Consider the following 21,362-nt stretch of genomic DNA (forward strand, 5'->3'; position numbering starts at 1 on the left):
ACGGGACTAACAATATGACCGAACAAGAACACATTAAAACCGGCGCCGGCGTTCAGGAGTTGGTTGACCGTATCCGGGATCAGGGCATATTGGCCGCGAACGAGCAGGCCGGCCAGATTATAAAAGACGCCGAGGCCAAGTCGGCAAAATTGCTTTTAGATGCGAAGCACGAAGTGGCGCAATTGCGGGAAAGCGTCCGTATTGAGATCGAGTCTAATCATGCCGCAGCCTTGGAAGCGCTGAAGCTGTCGGCGCGCGATACCGTGCTTCAACTCGAAGCCAAGGTTTCGTCGGCATTTGAGGTTTTCGTGCAACGGCTGGTGACATCGGCCACCAGCGACGAGCAATTTATTAAATCCTGTGTCTTGGTGTTAGCCGGTCATGTTGAACAAGAGCTGATCGGCGACAAGGATGTTCAAATCCTGATTTCCGAATCGATATTGATGGGCCAGCCCAACGAGAAACTAAACGAGCTCACCAATCAGACCATCCTCGGGCTGTGCAGCGAGATGCTGCGCGAAGGCGTTGAGCTGATTCCATCCAGCGAGATTGGAGGCGGCGCCAGTGTGCGCCTGGTTAAAGAAAAACTGGAGATTGACCTGTCCGATAAGGCCATTTCCAGGTTGCTCTACCAGCGTATTTTGCCCCGTTTCAAGGCGATATTCGAAGGCAGCGAATAAGCGTTATGGCCGAGCCTTACATTACGCTGGTCTCCAGTTTTCCTTATCTGCCGCCGTTTGAGCAGGCCGATCGTTCGCCGATTACCCGCCTGAGGCTGGAACAGCGATTGCATAATCTGGATACGGACGAGGCTCGTCAACTGGCCAAAGCGGAAGCGTTGGTCAGCTGGCGTATGTCGTTGGCCAAACCGAAAACGGATGCAGAGATGGTGTTACGCAGTCGTGCCGCGATGCAGGACATCAGTCAACCGGCTTTGCGCGCCTTTATCGAATTCAGGATTGATCAGCAAGTGATACTGGCCGGTTTACGCCAGCGTAACGCCAGTGCCGATGCGTCGGTTTTAGAGCCGATTTCCGGTGCGAGTCGCTGGGTGCGCCATATTGCGACGCACTGGGGAGATCCGAATTTCAAACTGGCGGCGGTTTATCCGTGGATAGCCGAAGCGCGAAGTTATCTTGACGGCAACAATGCCTGCGCTCTTGATAGCCTATTGATGCGCGTCATTTGGCAACGGCTTGGCCATATTGCAGAAAGCAATAAATTTGGATTCGAAGCGGTATTCGCCTTCGTTTTTAAATGGGACATCCTTCAAGCCTGGCTGGCGCGCGATGCAGCGCAGGCGAAGAGCCGATTTCAAGATTTGATTAAAGAGATAAAAAATGACAGCTGAACAACGGGTATTCAGAACCGCCAAGATAATAGGGGTCAAGGAAAGTCTGGTGCTTATCGAGGTTGATGAGAATACCTCAATCATGAAAAATGAGCTGGGCTATATTTGTGTCGGCGACGAACGGCTTAAAGCCGAGGTGCTTCGCGTGCGGCGGCGTACTGCGGATATGCAGGTATTCGAGGACACGCGCGGCGTGCGTGTCGGTGATAGCGTCGAACTGACCGGAGAAATGCTTTCTGCAGTATTAGGCCCCGGATTGCTGGGACAGGTTTTTGATGGCCTGCTTAATCCGTTACATGCGTTGGCCGACAAATACGGTTTTTTTCTGCCCCGTGGCGTAACCATCCCGCCGCTCAATCTGGATAAGAAATGGGCGTTTGAACCCTGTGTCACAGCAGGTGACCGGGTGAAGCCGGGCGGCGTTATCGGTATCGTTCCCGAGGGCGAATTCAGACATAAAATCATGGTGCCTTTCAATCTGCCGGAAGCGGTCGAAATCACCTGGATTCGGGGCGGCAATCTGGGTGTCGAAGAAGTCGTTGCCCGTTACCGGTCCAGCAAAGGGAAAGAAAAGGAACTGACGATGTCTCAGCGCTGGCCGGTGCGCAAACCGATACCGGAAGCGCTGATCCGCCGCAGTTATGCGGAGCGCCTTTATCCTTCCGAACCGATCACCACCGCGACGCGTATTATCGACACCTTTTTTCCCATTGCCCAGGGCGGTACCGGCTGTGTTCCCGGCCCTTTCGGCGCAGGAAAAACCGTATTGCAAAGCCTTATCGCCCGTTATTCGACGGTTGACATCGTCGTTATCGTTGCCTGCGGCGAACGCGCAGGCGAAGTGGTCGAAACCATCACCGAATATCCGGAAACCAAAGATCCGCGTACCGGCGGCACGTTGATGGACAGAACCGTTATTATCTGCAACACCTCATCGATGCCGGTCGCCGCGCGTGAAGCTTCGATCTATACCGGCATTACGCTGGGCGAGTATTTTCGGCAGATGGGCTATAACGTGCTGCTGATTGCCGATTCCACCTCGCGCTGGGCGCAGGCCATGCGCGAGACCTCGGGGCGTATGGAAGAAATTCCCGGCGAAGAGGGCTTTCCCGCTTATCTGGATTCGTCGATAAAAAACGTTTACGAACGCGCTGGCGTACTCCGTTGCCCGGACGGTTCAATCGGTAGTTTGACCATGATCGGCACCGTCTCCCCAGCAGGCGGCAATTTTGAAGAACCGGTCACGCAATCGACCTTGGGCACGGTAAAAACGTTTCTCGGATTATCCTCCGACCGCGCTTACCGGCGATTTTATCCGGCTATCGATCCGCTTATTTCCTGGTCGCGTTATCTTGATCAACTGGACGATTGGTTCAGCAAAAATATTGACGTAAACTGGGTCGATAACGTCAAAGCCATGCAAGCCTTGCTTGAACAGGGTGACGGCATTTATCAGATGATGCAGGTTACCGGCGAAGAAGGTATTACCGAGGATGATTTCGTCACCTGGCAAAAATCCTTATTGCTGGACATGGTTTATCTCCAGCAGGATGCTTTCGATGAGGTTGACGCCTGCATGTCCAGGGAACGGCAGTTAGAGAGTTTTCAACTGTTGAAAGGGCTTATCGATGCCAGCTACGACTTCAAGGATAAAGATGCAGCCAGGGACTTCTTTACCGAACTGACCAGCCTTTATAAAAACTGGAATTACAGCGCGCCGAAGTCGATTGAATTCGATCGTTACCGTAAGAGCATTGTCGAGCTGGCGGCTTTGCACGGTTACCTTGCAACAGGGGACGATTAACCGCTGCTGAGCTTGTGCGCGTATTATCTAAATCGCAATTACTCTGCTATCGAATACGCATCGCCGCTGTTGTCCTATCAAGGCGTTTTTCCGTCAAGCCACGACGGGCTTCGCTGTTTTACATTCCACCCATTCTACTTTACTATCATCGTCGCTTTTCTGAGGGAAAAATATGCAAACATTTAGACAACAATTTAAACAAATTCTGACTTTTTTTCTTTTCATCGCCATTTTTTCGGGTTACAAGCCTGTTTTTGCTGAGACAAAGGATAAAGATACGCATCATGTCCAAAATAGCCTGGATTGGCCGGGTATTTATTACGGTTTTACGCCCTGTGCTGATTGCAATGGAGTTAAAACGACACTCGCTTTAAACAAAAATAACAGTTATATCTTGATTACCCAATACGTTGGCAAGTCAGAAAGAGAGTTTGTGGAAAAAGGGAAGTTTACTGCGGATAGCAAAAGCAATACGATCGTTTTAACGCCGCGTAATAGCGCAACGACACAGCAATATTTTGTCGGCGAAAATACGCTCATTCAGCTCGATAACAATGGCAATCGAATCTCTGGAAAACTCGCTGAACGCTATATTTTGCGCAGAACTGATATAGCGCAATCATCGCCGTCGCATTCGTCGCATTCGTCGCATTGAGCAGTTTATGCTTCAACTGTTTGACATAGCATGAGCGGTTTAACGCGTAAGATGGCAAGCTATGGAGTAGAGGCATAGCCCTACTCATCATTAATACCGCTGTGATGGGTTTCACGTTGTTCTACCCGTCCATGCGGCTTCAATTATTTTACTCTGGCTCCAATTGTTCACGAATACATACACTATCACCCGGTAAAACATCAACGTTGTGAGCGGGTTTGCGGATTGGTCTTATTCAACGTTTCACCGTTATCTTGCAAGCCCCCGTATTGGGGAAGCTTTGAGGTTGAGTTATGGCACCCGATGAATGACTCGTCTGGCGGTAGGCACAAAAAACATGAGCCTGCTCTACTTGACTTTATGATAATCTATATAAGGATTATTTTAAGATATTACAATAACTCATTGAAACTATAAGCGGTAAGTCTTTAAACTGAGAAGAAAAATAATATGCCCGTTCAAGAGAACCCCGCTATCCGCTTATTGCTTTCTGACGATCACGAATTGATCAGAATCGGCCTGAGGACATTATTTCAGTCGGAACCCAACCTCCAATTGGCTGGCGAAGCCGATAATTTTGACGATACCCTGCGCCTTGCTCGGTAACTTTCCCCGGACCTGATTCTCTTGGAAATGAAGCTGAAGGAAGGTTTTGTCACCGAACGCATTCCGGAACTGCTGTCAGCTTGCCCCTCTTGTAAAATCCTGGTGCTCACCACATGCACTGAGTGCGAAATGCATTTATTAGCCTTGCGGCTTGGCGCGGTCGGCGTCTTTATCAAAGACCAGTCCGCTTACCTCCTCCTGAAAGCCATTCATAGCGTCCATTTGGGTGAAGTGTGGTTTGATAATTCACTTGCATCCGGTCTGCTGCAAAGTTTCAAGCAGGATGCGTCCAAAGCCCACGCGGTTAAGCCTCCAATAGAAAATCTGCTCACCGGCCGGGAGCTCGCCGTCGCGCGTCTTGCGATTCAAGGGCTGCCTGCTAAAAAAATCGCCGCGCAACTGTTCATCAGCGAAAAAACCGTGCGTAACCAGCTGGTCGTTATCTACAGCAAACTGGGCGTGGCCAGCCAGGTCGAACTGGTGCTGCAGGCCGGGCGCCTGGGGTTTGCTCTCCCCGGTTTAGCCGCTGCAAAGTCGGGATAATTGTCCCTAAGCTGCCGGGACAATTGCTTCTTGTGAAAACGCCGGTTATTTGTCAAATTAAAGCACAACTGCAGACGATAAGGATTCTTACTTATGTTGATGCGCGAGAATGGTTTTAGTGAGGGACAGCGGGGGAAGAGACGCTGGTGTGGCTTGTTTCCGGTGTTGGTCCGAGGCCAGTATTCCGGCGGCCGGTTTTTTGAAACCCATACCTTGGTCGACAACATCAGCGATGGCGGTTTGTATCTGCAACTGCCGGGCAACCTGCTGCCCGGTGAGCGCTTATTTAGTTTGACTCGCTTGCCGGGCGGAGCCTCTTTGGCGGCGCTGGGCCGTATAGTTCGCCAGGAAACCCAAGGGCATGGCCTAAGTGGTCTGGCGGTGCGTTTTTCGCGCAGCCGACTTATTCCGGCACCGTCTCCTTCGGATTAGTGGCGAAAGCTTACGTATTGTAAGCCCGTTAAAAATAATTGCATTGACGACAGAGGGAAATTAAGGGCTGTGAGACCGGGATAAATGTCCCGGTTTAGACTGTAAAAACGGGATATTTAGCTGGTGATAATCGGGAGATTTGGCCGTTGTTGGGGGAGGGGGAATTTGTTTCAATATAAGCGAAATGTTTATACGGTCAGGATTATTGGTTACGTGCTTAAAATCAATCGAGTCTGCCCTTACTAATCTGTTTGTTAATCAACGATAAAGTGGAGAAATAAAATGAAAGCAGGAAGATACTTTTCAGTGGCAATGACCGCAGGTTCAGTGCTGTTGGCAGCAATGGCTCTTACAAGCAATGTGTACGCCGGTGATGTTACTGGTGATTTCAAAGTTGTAAGCGCTACCTATTCAAACAACGGAGATGAGAATGGCGGTGATGTTACCGTCTCCGGTACGGTCAATCACGGGGCCATTCAAAGCAAGAAGTCGGTTGTGGTCGAAGTGACTTATGAAATTGCCTATACGTACAGTACGACCAGCACTGAAACGCAGACTGTGTCTGTGCCGGGTGTGTGTACTGACACCACATATTATAATAGTCATGTAAATCAATGCTCGCATGCCAATCAAACATCGTCCATTCTCTGGATAGGCTCAACAACGACCACAACTGCCACTGTCACCAATAATTTTAACGGCACCAATGGAATGACCGCAATTACGGAACCCACCGTGGTGAATGGCCGCCTCAACCCGAAGGGCAAAATCACGGGCTACAATTGGCTTTCTGTTACATCGCTTGTTCCCAGTGCGCTCGTTCCGACACTCCCGGCTGGGGCCACATTGGTCGATGCTGTAATTACCGATGTCTTTTACACCGCTTATCTGAAAGATGCAGATGGTTCCGAGATTGCTGATACAGTGATTTCTGACATACTATTCTAGTCGCGTAGATTGAGTTGCCTGCTTTTCCAGGCATTTGATGTCGATGACCGCCTTCCGGGCAACCGGGGGCGGTTTTTTTATGGGCATGCGAATTAGTATCGCAGAACACCGACATCAGACCGCCGTTGTGTAAGGATTGCCTGTTGGCAAATATACCTTACAGCGTTGTCGAAGGCTGGGCGGTTAATCTGTCCTCAGGTTCGACAGGGCTCTTCTGAGCGTAGCCGGAGGACTTACCTTAGCCGCGATAGGACGCAATAGCGAAGCATATTTATTGCGCCCTACGTGCTGGCCGTCAGTAATGGAGCACTGGAGCTTATACAAGATACGGTTCCCAATCAGGCAATTAGGAACCGGCAAATCTTATATTATTCTTTTTTTGTATCGGTTGTGGTGGTAGAGGTCGATTCTTTAGTTCTAGTTGGTTCTTCAGCCGGAGCTGGAGCTGGTGTTGTAACGCTTTCGGTGGTGGTAGAAGTAGAGGTGGATTCCTTTTCTTTGCTACAGCCAGCCAATAACGCCAAAGCAACTAAACCAGCCGCAATAATTTCTTTATTTTTCATAGTGTTATCCTATTATAAGTTTTATTAGACGGTTTCTTAACCGAGGTTGTAAGCCAAAACCCGTAAATCATAGACTTAACTTTTCTGCCATTTATTAGAGATATCTTGTCATTTTCTAATAAGCAACTGATATTATAAGGCATTTTAAGATTTATGGAGTTTGAGCTTACGTCCTATTTTGATGATAATGTAGCTTACAGCAATGTGTCAATTGTTCAAGGTGATGCATAACAAAACTCACCTGCAATTATTACGTGATTATGTGCAATTCGGCCGCAGAATCACCTGACGGAACGAGGCGCATCATTTATAAATCATGCGCCTCGTTTCAATTAAACAGATGCTTCTCCAGTCGAGGAAATATCCTCTGCATGAGCATTTTTGAAAATTTCTTTTGCCTGATCACGCTCTTCGCTGCTATCCGTATGTACAGAAATCAAGGCGCTTCCGCCCTTGATTTTTCCTTCATAGCGTTTGGCTTCATACTCCGGAATACCCAACCCGATTAAAGCGCCAGCCAAACCTCCAGTGGCAGCACCTACTGCCGCACCGCTCAGTGCTCCCATAATGGGTCCTGCGGCGATTAACGGACCTACGCCTGGAATAGCCAGAGCGCCGATCCCGGCTAACAACCCGAGCACAGCGCCAGCGCCTAAACCCACGGTCCCACCGATAGCAGTCCCTTCCGGCGCTTTGGTGTGCCTCTCATGAGCAAAATCCTTGGTCGTGGATTTGTCGGGAAACAGCACGGAGATATCATTAATTGAAAAGCCTGCTGTCTTCAGGTTATTAACAATGATCTCTGCCTGTTCGATATTTTGGGCGATACAAAAAACTGCTTTCTTCATGTCCTTCCTCCTGGGCCTTTATGGCGCTTTAATTTCAAGTTGATTATCTACCTTCACTACACCACGTGTTTTCTTGGCGATTTTTTGGAGCGTTTTGCTTTCTGCTTCACTTGCTACAGGCCCACGCAAAGTTACTACGCCACTCCGGGTGATGATTTTTGCATTCTGCGCATCAATTGATAGCGACTTATCTCTAACCACGGTTTTACGTATTTGAGCCGTGATTTGGATATCTTTTTTGGTTTCCTTTTGGTCTTCTGGGGTTAAGGTAGCGTTATCCTTGTCGCGAACATTACGCTCGGTATTTTCCAATTCTGAATTAGCTGCCAAATGGAATGAGGTATTTTGTTCGGCTAGAACAGGACCGGTCATCATTATTAGACTGCCCGTTAAAGTGAAAATAACTAGCAATAATCGTGTAAACATAGTGTTCTCCTTAATAATAGGCGTTTCTTTATTAACATAATTGAACAGTATCCATCGAATAGAAGTTGATGGTCTTTTATTACGCGGCTTTCAGATGTGTGACGGCTACTTCAGCAGGTTTCTTTATAAAGCTGACATGCTTTAGCTTGCCGTGATCAATAGTATCATTTAGGTACCAGCGATGCAGGCCATTCAGGTTTTCAACGGCGATTTTATCATGAGCCTTCGCATGATTAAGCGCTTCTGACATGTGGTTTCCTCCGGCATAAACTCGTTTTATTTGCCTTGTTTACTATCTTTCTTAAGATCACCAAAATTACCCTGAGCCTTGCCGACATTCTTTTGGATATTTCCTTCTATCTTCATCCCTTTGTCGTCCAGTATCTTGCCGGTGACTTCCTTACCTTTGGCAATCCGGCGGTTATTGGTATAGCCGTACCGCCGGAACCCTTGACAACAGCGTTAAGTCAAAATCATAAAAGAAACCAACGATCAGCTTTGAGTCTTCTCCCAGTCCTTGACCTGCTTTTCGGCTTCCTCTTTTGCGATCCCATATTTCTCTTGAACCTTACCAACGAGAATGTCGCGTTTTCCTGCGATTTGATCGAGTTCATCATCAGTCAAATCGCCCCATTGCTCTTTGACCTTACCTGTGAATTGTTTCCAGTTACCAGCTACTTGATCCCAGTTCATGTCTATTCCCCTTATTGTTTATAAAAAATTAAACTTCCCCTAACAGGCAAATTAAGCTTAGAAACGAACAATTACACGTTTCGCTATAAGCTTGAAAAATAATTTAGCATTGGGATCAGAAAATGTCTGTACGGTAACAGACATAATAATTCAGGCCTTGTAACGGCTTGCATTGTGCTTGCTGTTACTGTCGCTTCGTTAAAAGTCTGGGCTTTATAAGCCGCTCTTTGTTGTTGCAACTCTGATCAATTCATCTACTTCATTCGTCGTAGTAGCAGATTCTTCAGGGGGCGCAGAATATTCAGCAACACCTACAGTCGCTTCAACAACCAGGCCAGGCGCTTTAACGCGATCTGAAATTTCATTTTTAACCCGTGCCGCGATTTCCTCGGCTTTTTTCAATGGAGAACCCGGCATCGCAATAAGAAAATCCTGTTCATCCATTCTTGCGGCGATATCAACGCCCGACCTGATGTCTTCTTTAAAACAATCGACCACGCTACGTAATATGGCATCCATTTCAGAAGCGGGTAAATTATTCCTGGCGTTAAAATCCTTTAAGCTGATAAAAAGAATGGAAAAAGGAAAGCCGTTGCGTTTGGAGTTCTCGACTTTTTCCTTTAACCGGCCCAGCATCGTGTCTTTGGTCATTAACTGGGTTAGCGGGTCTAAGGGGATATGTTCTTTATCCCATGTTTCCTGTGCCTCCAGTCGAAGCACGTTGATAATGCCTAATGAGCAGGCCAGTAATAATCCAAGTATCCAGGTGAAATACCACATAGCAACCTCCTAATAAGCCGAATGATCGTTCTGATGAATGTGTTCCAGCGTTATTTTGCCGCGCAACACACGGAACACCCAAGTGGTGTAAGCCACAACGAGGGGTAAAAAAATCACTGTCGTCCAGAACATGATTTTTAAGGTGGTAAGGCTGGAACTGGCATCCCACACGGTCAACGAACTGTTCAAAGCTGAACTTGACGGTATCAGGAACGGAAACATCGACACGCCCGCTGTTAAAATGACTGAGGCCAAGGTTAATGAACTGGCTATAAATGCCAGCCCCGGACGCTCGATTTTTGACAGTATTATGGTCACCGTTCCGGTAATAAAAGCCAGCGCTGGAATAACCCACAACACAGGATAATGTGCATAGTTATCCAGCCATAATCCCGGTTCTTTAGACACTATTTTTGCCAGCGGGTTGGACGGCGCGTTAGGAAGAACTTCGGAGCTGATCTGGTAACCGTCAATATTGGCAACCCAGATGCCCGCCAAAGCAAAAACGGCGAGTGATATTATTGCAGAAACAGTGACCACTTTTTTACAGCGCTGATGAATGTCACCCTCAGTCTTAAGCTGTAAATAGACCGCACCGTGCATAATCAGCATCGATAAGCTAAGCAGCCCGGCCGCCAACGCAAAAGGGTTTAATAATGCCCAGAACGAACCGGTATAAAAAATACGCATATCGTTATCGAAGTGGAACGGTACGCCTTGTAATAAATTGCCGAAGGCCACGCCGAAAATCAACGCCGGTACGAATCCGCCGACAAACAACGCAATATCCCAGTTGCTGCGCCATTTTTGGCTGGGCAGTTTACTGCGGTAATCAAAGCCTATCGGTCGCAGAAATAACGCGAACAAGGTTAACAATAAGGCAAAATAAAATCCTGAAAACGCCACCGAATAGGCGATAGGCCAGGCAGCAAACAAGGCGCCGCCTGCGGTGATAAACCAAACCTGATTGCCTTCCCAGGTTGCGCCGATGGAATTGATAATCACGCGGCGTTCGCTATCGTTTTTCCCTAAAAAGGGTAATAGGATGGCTACACCCAGGTCAAAACCGCCGGTAATAGCAAAGCCGATCAATAAAGCGCCTAACAAAGCCCACCAGATCAAGCGCAGGGTTTCATAATCGAAAATCATAGTGATGCTCCTGTGGCGATTTCAAAATGGTAACGGCCTTTATGCAGGCTGCTCGGACCTAACTTGATAAACTTGAGCATCAAGAACATTTCGATGATCAAAAAAACCGTATATAAACCGATATAGCCCGCCAGACTCAGGTATAAATCCAGTTCGGTTAAGGATGATGCGCTTAAGAATGTCGGTAAAATCTCCGCAATAGCCCACGGTTGACGGCCAAACTCTGCCACAAACCAACCCAATTCAGAGGCAATCCAGGGTAAAGGCATCATATAAAGGCTGGAGCGTAATAACCAATCCTGTCTGCATTTACGAATTGAGCTGGCGATAACCGCAAAAATAAATATTGCCAGCATAATAAATCCGCACGCCACCATGATCCGGAAGGTCCAGAATAAAGGCACGACTCTGGGGATAGAATATTGCGCTGCCAGTTCTATTTGTTGAGCGGTTGCGTCGACCACGTTCTCCGTATAGCGTTTGAGCAATAGACCATAACCCAGATCCTGCTTGTAGCGGTCAAACTCGGCACGGACAATGGGATCCTTGCTGCCCGCTCTTAAGGTTTGCAACAGTGAATAGGCCTTCATGCCGTCACGAATGCGCAAGCGATTTTTTTCCAGAATCTCCGATATACCGGTAATCGGCTCATCGATAGAGCGTGTGCCGATCAAACCCAATACCCAGGGAATTTTGATTGCGTAGTGCGTTTCCATGGCTTCCTGATCCGGTATGCCGATGACCGTGAATGCAGCGGGGGGCTCTACGGTATGCCATTCGGCTTCGATAGCCGCCAGTTTGGTTTTTTGTACTTCGCCATCGGTATAGCCGCTTTCATCACCCAAAACAATGACTGACAGGATGGCTGCCAGGCCAAAGCCTGCGGCGATGGTATAAGAACGCTGTGCAAAAGCGGCATCCCGGCCTTTCAACATGTAATAAGCGCTGATGCCCAGCACGAAAGCAGAAGCCGTGGTGTAACCTGCGGCCACGGTGTGGACAAATTTAACCTGGGCGGCCGGGTTAAATAACAGCGAACTAAAGCTGGAAATTTCCATGCGCATGGTTTCATAATCGAACTCCGCTCCGACCGGATTTTGCATCCAACCGTTAGCCACTAAAATCCATAATGCGGATAAGTTACTGCCTAACGCAACCAGCCAGGTCACCATTAAATGTTGCCCTTTGCCTAGCTTATCCCAGCCGAAGAAAAACAGACCGACAAATGTGGATTCCAGAAAAAACGCCATCAAGCCTTCGATCGCAAGCGGTGCACCAAAAACATCACCGACATAATGCGAGAAATAGGACCAGTTCATGCCGAATTGAAATTCCATGGTCAGACCGGTGGTCACGCCCAGCGCGAAATTGATGCCGAATAATTTCCCCCAGAACTGGGTCATATCCTTGTAAATTTCTTTGCCGGTCATCACATAGGTCGATTCCATAATCGCCAGTAAAAACGACAATCCCAATGTCAACGGAACAAACAAAAAATGGTATAAAGAAGTTGCCGCAAACTGCCAGCGCGATAAATCAACCACGGCCTCTGAAATCATAAATTCCCCTATGGGTTAAAGTTCTGTAGACCAGAACTTGAGATGAATGACATTGGATATAAAGTATACCAATACCGCTTGCGTTTAAAACAACACATTTAAAAAACAACTTTTGTTTGAATCTTATTTTACTCTAACAATTTAACTTGGTTGCTAAGATAAAATTGTGTTATTGTTAATTAGAAGATACTAATATAGTAATTTATTTTTAAGTCTTGCGGTACTGTTGTCTGATCGGTTACGGGAAATAATTTTTCTTTTTTTACTGCTCGGTAGATGTACTTTGAGATTTCCAATTCACCTTGGCTAATTAAAAGACACAAGGCACGTAATAATAATTCTTAATCAGGAGAATATCATGGCTCGTATAGTAATTTTAGGGGCAGGCATTGGCGGGGTTCCAATGGCTTATGAAATGAAGGAAACGGTAGGCAAAAATCATGATGTGATTGTAATTTCCGATAGTCCTACTTTTCATTTTGTGCCATCAAATCCCTGGGTTCCACCAAAATGGCGAACACCTGAAGAGTTGAAGATTGAATTAGCCCCGGTTTTTAAAAAGAAAGGCATAAAATTTATTCAAAAAGCCGCATCGAAAGTCGATCCGGTCAATAATCAGGTTCAATTGGAAGATGGCTCAGCCGTCGCTTACGACTTTCTGGTTATTGCTACAGGGCCGCGTCTGGCCTTCGATGAAGTTCCCGGTTTAGGACCTGATGGCTATACCTCCTCAGTCTGTCATGTCGATCATGCCGAAGTTGCTATAAAAGATTGGGATAAATTCATCGAAGATCCCGGCCCGATTGTGATCGGTGCGGTTCAGGGGGCATCCTGTTACGGCCCGGCATATGAATATTTAATGATTCTTGAAGCGGAATTACGCAAAAAGAAAATCCGCGATAAAGTGCCGATGACGTTTGTTACCGCAGAACCTTATATCGGCCATCTGGGTTTAGGTGGAGTAGGGGATACCAAAGGCCTGCTGGAAAGTGCGTTGCGCGACAAGACCATCAAGTGGATAACCAATGCCAAGGTCGACAAAATTGAACCCGGCATGATGTATGTTACCGAGGTTGATGATGAAGGCAAGGACAAGAAAAAACATGAGCTGCCCTTCAAGCATTCAATGATGCTGCCTGCTTTTACCGGCGTTGATGCGGTGCGTAATGTCGGTGTTGAAGGCTTGGTTAACCCGCGCGGCTTTGTTTTGGTGGATGAGCATCAGCGCAATCTTACCTTTAAAAATATCTATTCTATCGGCGTTTGCATTGCCATTCCGCCGGTTGAAAAGACGCCGGTACCGGTTGGCGCGCCAAAAACCGGCTATATGATCGAATCGATGGTGACCGCCACCGCGCACAATATTGCCGAGGAACTGGTCGGCAAAGAGCCGTCACATAAAGCGACGTTGAATGCTTTATGTCTGGCCGATTTTGGCGATTCAGGAGTGGCTTTTCTGGCCAAGCCGCAAATTCCGCCGCGTAATGTAACTTGGTCGGCCGAAGGTAAATGGGTACATCTGGCTAAAATCGGTTTCGAGAAATATTTCATGCGTAAAATCAGAAAAGGCATCAGCGAGCCTTTTTATGAAAGGTTGATGCTCAAATTAATAGGCGTAGTTCGGTTAAAAGGAAAGTAAGATGACTATTGATCGCGTAGTTTTTGCCGTTGCCGGCAGTTTTATCCTAATCAGCTTGTTGCTGGCGCATTACCATTCCGAATTGTGGCTATGGTTTACGGCCTTTGTCGGCGCTAACTTGTTGCAGTCGGCATTTACAGGGTTTTGCCCGATGGCAATCATACTTAAAAAGTTAGGGGTTAAGCCGGGCAGCGCATTCTGATTGCGCTGGTTCCCACGTTCCAGCTTGGGAATCAGCGAAAAGAACCAAAGACTTTTGCCGCACTCTTAACAGGTACGTGAAGATTATGCTTCAAACAATAAAAAACAAACTGGCATTAAGTCTATTACCGATGCTCATGCTATCCAACTTGTCAGCCATAGCGGATCATGCTCCCAAATATCCGGCTGAAAAAGCCGTACCGGAAAAATCAATCAGCCAATCTTTTACGCTGGATCAGGCTATTGATTACGCATTAGCCAACAATCCCGACTTGCAAATTACCGCAGAACGCATCGGGCAAGCCGAAGCCCAATTAGGCGTTGCCTTGTCTGCGTTTTATCCGCAAGTAACCGCCAAGGTTGGCTACGATCATTCCAACAATCCCGCGCAGGTCTTTTCGATGATTGTGGCGCAAAGGGATTTCAATGCCAATTCGATCAATAACATCAATAATCCCGGTTATCGACAAAACTTTCGCCCCGAAATCATAGGAAAATTGTCCCTGTTCCGTGGCGGTCAGGATTATCAAAACAGTAAAGCGGCGGAGCTGGGCATAAGCGCGGCGGAGTTTGAACGCTCAACCGTGCGCAATGCCTTGATTGAAGCCGTAACCGCTTCATATTATGCGTATTTGGCCGCTCAGGAAGCGCATAAAGTCGCCCAAGATTCCATTTTGGCAATTACCAGTGAGCTAAAGCAATCAAAACTAAGGTATGAGGCCGGAACCGTACTTAAGTCCGATGTTTTATCGCTGGAAGTGAAATCGGCTGAAGCGCTGGAAGCCGAAATCAGGGCCGCCAACGGCATCGAACTATCCAAAGCCGGCATCGCCACCTTGCTTGGCCTATCAGCGGATCACGCGTTTACTGTCGCATCGTCATCTTTGATGTTACCCGAACCCAAAATGACGGCATCGTTTAACGACTTGCTCGAACTTGCGATGACGCAACGCCCGGAAGTCAAAGCGGCCGCCAGTCAGGTGGAAATCAGTCAGCGTAGGGTAAAAAGCGAGCAGGGCGCTTATTTGCCGAAAGCCGATGCTTATGTCAGTTACGGTCAAAACAGTCAATCCCCCGGATTTTCCAGCAGCAAAGACAATGTCACTGCCGGCGTCAGCGTCGAAATGGATTTGTTTTCCGGGTTAGAAACCAAAAATCGCGTCAGCATTGCGGAACGAAAAGCCGCCGAGGCACGGGAAACGGAACGCAAAACCAAGCTGGCTATTGAACAGGAAGTCAAAATTGCTTTCCTGAAACTGGAAGAAGCCTTGGCGCGCATGCGCGTTACCGAAGCCTCGGTGCGATCTGCCGACGAAGCGTTAAGACTGGTTAATGAGGAAAGACGCGCCGAAACAGTTACGGTCACCCGTTATATTGAATCGGAGGTTGCCAGAAATAAAGCCCACTCCAACACGATTGCAGCGCATTACGATGCCCTGAGTGCTGAAGCCGCATTGAAAAAAGCTGTTGGCGACTGGAAATAAAACTTAAACAGCGATTTGTCCACGAAAAGTACGAAAGACACGAAAAATACTAAATGAACCATTTATTATGTTTCGGAACCATTCTCCATCGAATATTTTCGTGCTTTCCGTGTCTTTCGTGGACCAAATGATTTTTCTAAGATAAAGAGAATCTTATGTCTCAAACCGAACCCAAAAATAGCAACAAAATCGCCATTATTTCCGTAGCCGTTTTAGCCTTGATCCTGTTACTGCTTTATATGCAAGGCAGTTTTGTCAGCAAAGTGTCGCCAGGAATAAACCCATTGCCCGGCGATGCAAACGCGCAGAAAAATGATACGGCTGTTGTCGAAAAAAAGCAGGTTGACAATCTTCTTACCTGGCCCGGCACGGTGAGATCAAGAACCGTTGCCAATATCGCTCCTAGAATGACGGCCCGGATTATCGAGATCAAGGTCAATGCGGGCGACAAAGTCAAAAAAGGCGCCGTCATCGCCCGCTTGGATGAACGCGACGTTAAAGCTCAGGAAAATGCAGCCCTGGCCGCGCTCGCCGGAGCCAATGCTCAAGCCAATCGCGCCAAAGCAGACGAACAGCGCACCCGCAGCCTGTACAGCAAAGAAGCGGCGACCCGAGAAAACTTTGATGCGGTAGTCGCCAGGGCAAAAGAGGCGCAAGCCGGCGTGAATCAGGCTGCAAGTACGGTCATTGAAATCAGATCCCATCTGGCCGATACGCTGTTGCTCGCTCCTTTTGACGGCACAGTTGTTAAACGTCTTAAAGAGCCAGGCGACATGGGCCTGCCCGGCGTACCCGTGGTGACCCTGCAAACATCGCAAGGATTAAGGCTTGAAGCCGACGTGCCGAGCACTTGCGCCGGACGCTACAGTATCGGTATGGATGTTACGGTGCGTATCGATACCTTGGGCCTAACAACCCGTGCGCAAATTGACGAGATCAGCCCCGAAGTCGACCCGCAAACCCGCACCCAGCTGATCAAAATCGGACTGCCTGCCATCGAAGGCCTGCAACCGGGATATTTCGGCTGGCTGGAACAAGCCTGCGGTCAGCATGAAGCCTTGTTGATTCCCGCCAGCGCCGTGCACCATATCGGTCAGCTGGAAGTCGTCAAGGTATTATCGGAAGGCCGGGAACTCATGCGTCATATCAGAACGGCCAAAGCTTTCGGCGAGCAAATTGAAGTTATTTCCGGCCTGCATGCCGGCGAAACCGTCATAATCCTTTCACAGCAGGCGCAATAATGGACGACCTGCAAAACCAAACTCCTAAGCGCGGATTGACGACCAAGATTGTCGAAATTTTCACCACCTCCCAGCTTTCGATACTGTTCCTGATTATTTCGCTGTTGGCCGGAGCGGCGGCGTTAATCCTTACGCCCCGCGAAGAAGACCCGCAGATTGTCGTGCCGGTTATGGATGTGCTGGTCGAATATCCGGGAGCTTCCAGCGAAGAAGTCGAAAAACTGGTGTCCACGCCGCTGGAGGTTTTGCTCAAACAGCTTGAGGGCGTCGAATACGTTTATTCGGTCTCCAGACCCGGTGCGGCGTTGGTTACCGTGCGTTATTTCGTCGGTCAGGATTTTGAAGACAGTCTGGTCAAGACCTGGGACAGGCTGATGTCCAACCAGAACCTGATTCCTCCGGGCGTAACCCACTGGAAAGTGTCGCCGGTTGAAATCGATAACGTGCCTATCGTGCTACTGACACTTTCCGCTCAAAATAATAATTACGATTCGATGGCTTTAAGGCGTATCGCCGACGAGCTGATCATTTCCCTCAGGAGTGTCGGCGATGTCGGCAAAAGCTGGGTCGTCGGCGGCGAGCAGCGGCGGGTTTCGATTTACGCCAACCCTGCCGCACTGGCCGCGCACAGCGTAACCTTGCTTGAAGTCACCCAGGCGCTGGCTGATGCCAATGTCAATCTGCAAGTCGGCAGCATCGAACGCGGCAACCGCGAAATCCTGCTGGAAGCCGGGCCGCATTTTGAATCATCGGCAGAAGTCGGCGCGACCGTCATCAAAAGCGTTGCCGGGCGGCCCGTTTACCTGCGCGATGTGGCGCGGATCGAAGACGGCCCGGCCGATGTCGACCATTACACCCGCATCGGCTTTGGCCCTGCGGTTGATGAGATGCCGACGATAGGCCATGCCACCGGCAACAAGCCGCAAGTCGGACAGGAACGCCAGATGGTCACCATTGCCGTTGCCAAACGCAAAGGCAGCAATGCCGTACACGTCGCCGAAGCCGTTATCGCTACCGCGGAAAAACTGCACGGCACGCTGATCCCCGAAGATATTTTGCTGAGCATCAGCCGCGATTACGGCGAAACGGCCAACCACAAAGTCAATGAACTGGTTAAGCATTTGAGTTTTGCGATCGTGATTATCGTGGTGCTGCTGGCTTTTTCGCTGGGGCTGAAAGAGTCGTTCATCGTGTCGATTGCCGTGCCGATGACCTTGGCGCTGACCTTGTTGCTGGATTATCTCTCCGGTTACACGATCAACCGCGTCACCTTGTTTGCGTTAATCCTGTCGCTGGGTTTGCTGGTCGACGACCCGATCGTCGATGTCGAAAATATCCACCGGCACTATAAATTACGCAAGGAATCGCCGCTGCAAGCGCTGTTGACGGCGGTCGACGAAGTCAGGCCGCCGACCATCCTGGCGACTTTTACCGTGATCGTGTCGTTCCTGCCGATGTTTTTCATCACCGGCATGATGGGGCCGTATATGGCGCCGATGGCTTTTAACGTGCCGATAGCGATGATTGTTTCCCTGATCGTCGCCTTTACCGTGACACCGTGGGCGAGCTTCAAACTACTGCAAAGCGAATATCATAACCACAGCGATGAAGCGCCGTTGGAGCTCAAACAAACTTTTATTTATCGGACCTATAACGCCGCACTCGGGCCTTTTCTGGCGACCTCGGGACGCGCCAAATTATTTTTGCTTATTGTGTTGATAGCCTTTATCGGCTCAACCCTGCTGGCTGTTACCCGCGCCGTTCCGCTTAAATTATTGCCGTTCGACAATAAAAACGAACTGCAAATCATGATCGACATGCCGCGCGGTTCGACGCTGGAACAAACCGATGAAGTTGCGCGCGCCCTGGGCAGTTATCTGGCCACCGTCAACGAAGTCACCGATTATCAAACCTATACCGGTCTTGCCGCGCCGATGGATTTTAACGGCATGGTTCGCCACTATTATTTACGCAGCGGCGGTTATGTCGGCGAAGTCAGGATCAATTTACTGGCTAAAGACCGGCGGGAGCAACAATCTCACGAAATCGCCTTGCGCATTCGGCCGGACATAGAACGGCTCGGCAAAAAATACGGCGCAAACCTTAAAATTGTGGAGATTCCGCCGGGGCCGCCGGTGCTTTCCGACTTGGTCGCCGAAGTCTACGGCCCGCCGGAAGCCAGCATTGACAGCTTGGTCGCCGTATCCAAACGCGTTCGGGCCGATATGGAAAAAACCGAAGGCGTGGTCGATGTCGACGACTATTCCGAAGCGCAACATGACAAGGTGCATTTTCACCTGGACCGGGAAAAGGCGGCCTTGTCCGGCGTCAGCGTCGCGCAAGTTGCCCAAACCCTGCGCATCGCCGCCGCAGGTCAGACGGTCGGCATCGTGCATGTAGACAGCGAACGCCAACCGCTGGAAATCACCCTGCAATTGCCGCGCGCGCTGCGCTCGTCCATTGCCGATTTATTGGCGTTGCGCGTTAAAACCGGGCAGGGCGATTTGATACCGTTAAGTGAAATAGGTAGCGCCAGCATGGAAAGCGAAGACCAGCCCATTTTTCACAAGAATCTGCAACGGGTGAATTATGTGATTGCCGGAATGGCGGGACGCAGCCCGGTGGAAGCGGTTTTCGATTTGAATGACAACCTTGCCGAACGACCTTTGCCGGAAGGTTATAGAGCCGAATTGGCGGGGGAGGGCGAATGGAAAATCACCGTCGATGTATTTCGTGATCTTGGCTTGGCTTTTGCGGCCGCACTGGTGATGATCTATGTGCTGCTGGTCGGGCAAACCGGATCGCTGAGCGTGCCGCTGGTGATGATGATCGCCATTCCGCTGACAGTAATCGGCATCATGCCGGGCTTCTGGCTGCTTAATCTGTTTGCTGCGCCTATTGCGGGTTATCCCAACCCGATATATTTCACCGCCACCGCGATGATCGGCATGATTGCGTTGGCGGGTATCGTGGTGCGTAACTCGATTATCCTGATCGACTTTATCGAACGCATCCGCGCCCGTGCCGATGTAACTCTGGCAGAAGCCTTAATTGAAGCCGGTGCGATACGCTTGCGGCCGATATTTTTGACCGCTGGAGCGGCCATGTTCGGTGCGTTTGTGATTATTTTTGACCCGATATTTTCAGGGCTGGCTTGGAGCTTTATTTTCGGTATTTTTGCCTCGACTCTTTTTTCATTGTTAGTGATTCCGGTGGTTTATTTTTTGATTAACAAGGAAGCATGATTAAGCGTTATGAGTTGAAATAGGCTTGCCGGATTTTATCCGCCCGATATCACTATCGGTTACCGTAGGAGATTTATATGACGCAACGTACACTTTCATTTCCCATTAGCGGCATGCACTGTGCGGGCTGTGAGGCGGTTATCTGTGCTGCGGTAAAGGAACTGCCGGGGATCGACACGGTTAGTGCCGATCACGTAACAGAAAAGGTGCAGGTTCAATTCGATGAGTCCCTCACTTCACCGTCAGCCATTCTTGCCAGTATAGAAAGTAAAGGCTATAGCTATGGAGTCCAAGTCGACAAGGTTTCATGGGGTCCACGCTTAAAACATATCGCCGTATTTTTGGTGCTGCTGGCTCTGATAGGTGGCATCGCCTTCTGGGGTAAAAGCCTGATGCCTGGATTAATGAAGCAATTCGATGCCCGTCTTGGCTATGGCGTAATCTTCACCGTGGGATTTCTCACCGGCTTTCATTGTATCGGTATGTGCGGTGGTTTTGTGATGAATTACACCCAAGGCGTACAAGGGCGCGGACCGCGAGCAGTATTTTTTGCCCATTTGTCCTATGCGCTGGGCAAGAATCTCTCCTATGCGCTGCTCGGTATGGTATTTGGTGCGTTGGGCGCCGTTCTCACCATTACTCCCCACATGCGTGGGGTCGCTGCACTCGTGGCAGGCATTTTTTTAGTGCTGTTTGGCTTGAACATGCTCAAGCTGTTTCCCAAATTTCGTCTTCCGTTCCTGCGTTGCAAATCGAGATCAGTCACGCAACGAATCTTTCAAGATATCAAGCCCAGACGCAACCCTTTCAGCGTCGGATTTTTGAGCGGTTTTCTACTCGGCTGCGGCCCGCTACAAGCTATGTATATCATGGCGCTGGGTACCGCCGATCCTGTGGAAGGGGCTTTATTGCTGCTGTGTTTTGGCACCGGCACCCTGATTCCTTTGTTGACCTTCGGTGTGTTCGCTAGCGCACTCAGCGGCAAGACCCAAAATCAATTACTGTCCGTGTCCGGTATTCTGGTTATTCTGATGGGGCTGATGATGACAGATCGCGGACTCAAACTAACCCAGTCCGGTTATAACTTCGCGACAGTTGTAGAGCGGTTTTCGGCGCCGCGACCCGGAGATATTACAATCATGCGGTGACAATCCCTATCTAAACGGGACGTCCTTTTATTGAGTTTTTTTTCAAC

The 21,362-nt window shown here is 49.1% G+C and carries 22 protein-coding genes; 14 read left to right on the plus strand and 8 right to left on the minus strand.

Annotated elements, in window-relative coordinates; genetic code table 11:
• Positions 1-14 precede the first annotated feature (14 nt).
• The 8 genes from RW114_RS07325 to RW114_RS07360 all read left to right on the plus strand — a co-directional run bounded on the left by RW114_RS07325 (position 15) and on the right by RW114_RS07360 (position 6,339).
• Positions 15-680, plus strand: a complete 666-nt coding sequence (locus RW114_RS07325) for a hypothetical protein (protein ID WP_340122087.1) — start codon at positions 15-17, stop codon at positions 678-680.
• Between the two features lie 5 nt (positions 681-685).
• Positions 686-1,351, plus strand: a complete 666-nt coding sequence (locus RW114_RS07330; protein ID WP_340122088.1) for a DUF2764 family protein — start codon at positions 686-688, stop codon at positions 1,349-1,351.
• Complete coding sequence (locus RW114_RS07335) at positions 1,341-3,155, plus strand: V-type ATP synthase subunit A (RefSeq protein ID WP_340122089.1); 1,815 nt, start codon at positions 1,341-1,343, stop codon at positions 3,153-3,155. The genes RW114_RS07330 and RW114_RS07335 overlap by 11 nt, the downstream gene beginning before the upstream one ends.
• 172 nt (positions 3,156-3,327) lie before the next feature.
• Entirely contained in the window at positions 3,328-3,810 is a 483-nt protein-coding gene (locus tag RW114_RS07340; protein WP_340122090.1) for a copper resistance protein NlpE, read from the plus strand.
• 450 nt (positions 3,811-4,260) lie between these two features.
• Entirely contained in the window at positions 4,261-4,416 is a 156-nt protein-coding gene (locus tag RW114_RS07345; RefSeq protein WP_340122091.1) for a helix-turn-helix domain-containing protein, read from the plus strand.
• A 27-nt stretch (positions 4,417-4,443) separates the two neighbouring features.
• Positions 4,444-4,959: a LuxR C-terminal-related transcriptional regulator gene (locus RW114_RS07350; protein WP_340122092.1), complete on the plus strand. Its 516-nt coding sequence runs from the start codon at positions 4,444-4,446 to the stop codon at positions 4,957-4,959.
• A gap of 93 nt (positions 4,960-5,052) precedes the next feature.
• Positions 5,053-5,391, plus strand: a complete 339-nt coding sequence (locus tag RW114_RS07355; RefSeq protein WP_340122093.1) for a PilZ domain-containing protein — start codon at positions 5,053-5,055, stop codon at positions 5,389-5,391.
• 282 nt (positions 5,392-5,673) lie between these two features.
• Positions 5,674-6,339, plus strand: coding sequence for a hypothetical protein (locus RW114_RS07360; protein ID WP_340122094.1), 666 nt, complete (start codon positions 5,674-5,676; stop codon positions 6,337-6,339).
• 368 nt (positions 6,340-6,707) lie between these two features.
• Here the strand turns inward: RW114_RS07360 and RW114_RS07365 are convergent, their stop codons facing one another.
• The 8 genes from RW114_RS07365 to RW114_RS07405 form a co-directional block, all read right to left on the minus strand.
• Positions 6,708-6,902 carry a hypothetical protein gene (locus RW114_RS07365; protein WP_340122095.1) on the minus strand — a complete coding sequence of 65 codons (195 nt, stop codon included), beginning with the start codon at positions 6,900-6,902 and terminating at the stop codon, positions 6,708-6,710.
• A gap of 332 nt (positions 6,903-7,234) precedes the next feature.
• Complete coding sequence (locus RW114_RS07370; protein WP_340122096.1) at positions 7,235-7,750, minus strand: hypothetical protein; 516 nt, start codon at positions 7,748-7,750, stop codon at positions 7,235-7,237.
• An 18-nt stretch (positions 7,751-7,768) separates the two neighbouring features.
• Complete coding sequence (locus RW114_RS07375) at positions 7,769-8,176, minus strand: BON domain-containing protein (protein ID WP_340122097.1); 408 nt, start codon at positions 8,174-8,176, stop codon at positions 7,769-7,771.
• Between the two features lie 79 nt (positions 8,177-8,255).
• Entirely contained in the window at positions 8,256-8,426 is a 171-nt protein-coding gene (locus tag RW114_RS07380; RefSeq protein WP_340122098.1) for a hypothetical protein, read from the minus strand.
• A gap of 242 nt (positions 8,427-8,668) precedes the next feature.
• On the minus strand, positions 8,669-8,869 hold the full coding sequence (locus RW114_RS07385) for a CsbD family protein (protein ID WP_340122099.1): 201 nt from the start codon (positions 8,867-8,869) through the stop codon (positions 8,669-8,671).
• Positions 8,870-9,082: 213 nt separating this feature from the next.
• Positions 9,083-9,649: a cytochrome bd-I oxidase subunit CydX gene (gene cydX / locus RW114_RS07390; protein WP_422614796.1), complete on the minus strand. Its 567-nt coding sequence runs from the start codon at positions 9,647-9,649 to the stop codon at positions 9,083-9,085.
• 9 nt (positions 9,650-9,658) lie between these two features.
• Positions 9,659-10,798 carry a cytochrome d ubiquinol oxidase subunit II gene (gene cydB, locus RW114_RS07400; RefSeq protein ID WP_340122100.1) on the minus strand — a complete coding sequence of 380 codons (1,140 nt, stop codon included), beginning with the start codon at positions 10,796-10,798 and terminating at the stop codon, positions 9,659-9,661.
• Entirely contained in the window at positions 10,795-12,357 is a 1,563-nt protein-coding gene (locus RW114_RS07405; RefSeq protein WP_340122101.1) for a cytochrome ubiquinol oxidase subunit I, read from the minus strand. Before RW114_RS07405 ends, cydB begins: the two co-directional genes overlap by 4 nt.
• A gap of 358 nt (positions 12,358-12,715) precedes the next feature.
• On the opposite strand from RW114_RS07405, the gene RW114_RS07410 reads away from it, so the two are divergent.
• From RW114_RS07410 to RW114_RS07435, 6 genes are all read left to right on the plus strand, one after another.
• On the plus strand, positions 12,716-13,996 hold the full coding sequence (locus RW114_RS07410; protein WP_340122102.1) for an NAD(P)/FAD-dependent oxidoreductase: 1,281 nt from the start codon (positions 12,716-12,718) through the stop codon (positions 13,994-13,996).
• Position 13,997: 1 nt separating this feature from the next.
• Positions 13,998-14,198 carry a YgaP family membrane protein gene (locus RW114_RS07415; protein WP_104429437.1) on the plus strand — a complete coding sequence of 67 codons (201 nt, stop codon included), beginning with the start codon at positions 13,998-14,000 and terminating at the stop codon, positions 14,196-14,198.
• An 85-nt stretch (positions 14,199-14,283) separates the two neighbouring features.
• The gene (locus RW114_RS07420; RefSeq protein WP_340122103.1) at positions 14,284-15,681 is read left to right on the plus strand and encodes a TolC family protein; all 1,398 of its coding nucleotides are present in this window, start codon (positions 14,284-14,286) and stop codon (positions 15,679-15,681) included.
• Positions 15,682-15,836: 155 nt separating this feature from the next.
• Complete coding sequence (locus tag RW114_RS07425; RefSeq protein ID WP_340122104.1) at positions 15,837-16,922, plus strand: efflux RND transporter periplasmic adaptor subunit; 1,086 nt, start codon at positions 15,837-15,839, stop codon at positions 16,920-16,922.
• Positions 16,922-20,167 (plus strand): efflux RND transporter permease subunit, encoded by a 3,246-nt coding sequence (locus RW114_RS07430; RefSeq protein WP_340122105.1) that lies wholly within the window; start codon positions 16,922-16,924, stop codon positions 20,165-20,167. Before RW114_RS07425 ends, RW114_RS07430 begins: the two co-directional genes overlap by 1 nt.
• A gap of 77 nt (positions 20,168-20,244) precedes the next feature.
• Entirely contained in the window at positions 20,245-21,315 is a 1,071-nt protein-coding gene (locus RW114_RS07435) for an urease accessory protein UreH domain-containing protein (protein ID WP_340122106.1), read from the plus strand.
• The last annotated feature ends 47 nt before the right edge of the window (positions 21,316-21,362 follow it).

This window comes from Methylobacter svalbardensis (assembly GCF_037671525.1).
In the GTDB taxonomy this organism is placed as follows: domain Bacteria; phylum Pseudomonadota; class Gammaproteobacteria; order Methylococcales; family Methylomonadaceae; genus Methylobacter_A; species Methylobacter_A svalbardensis.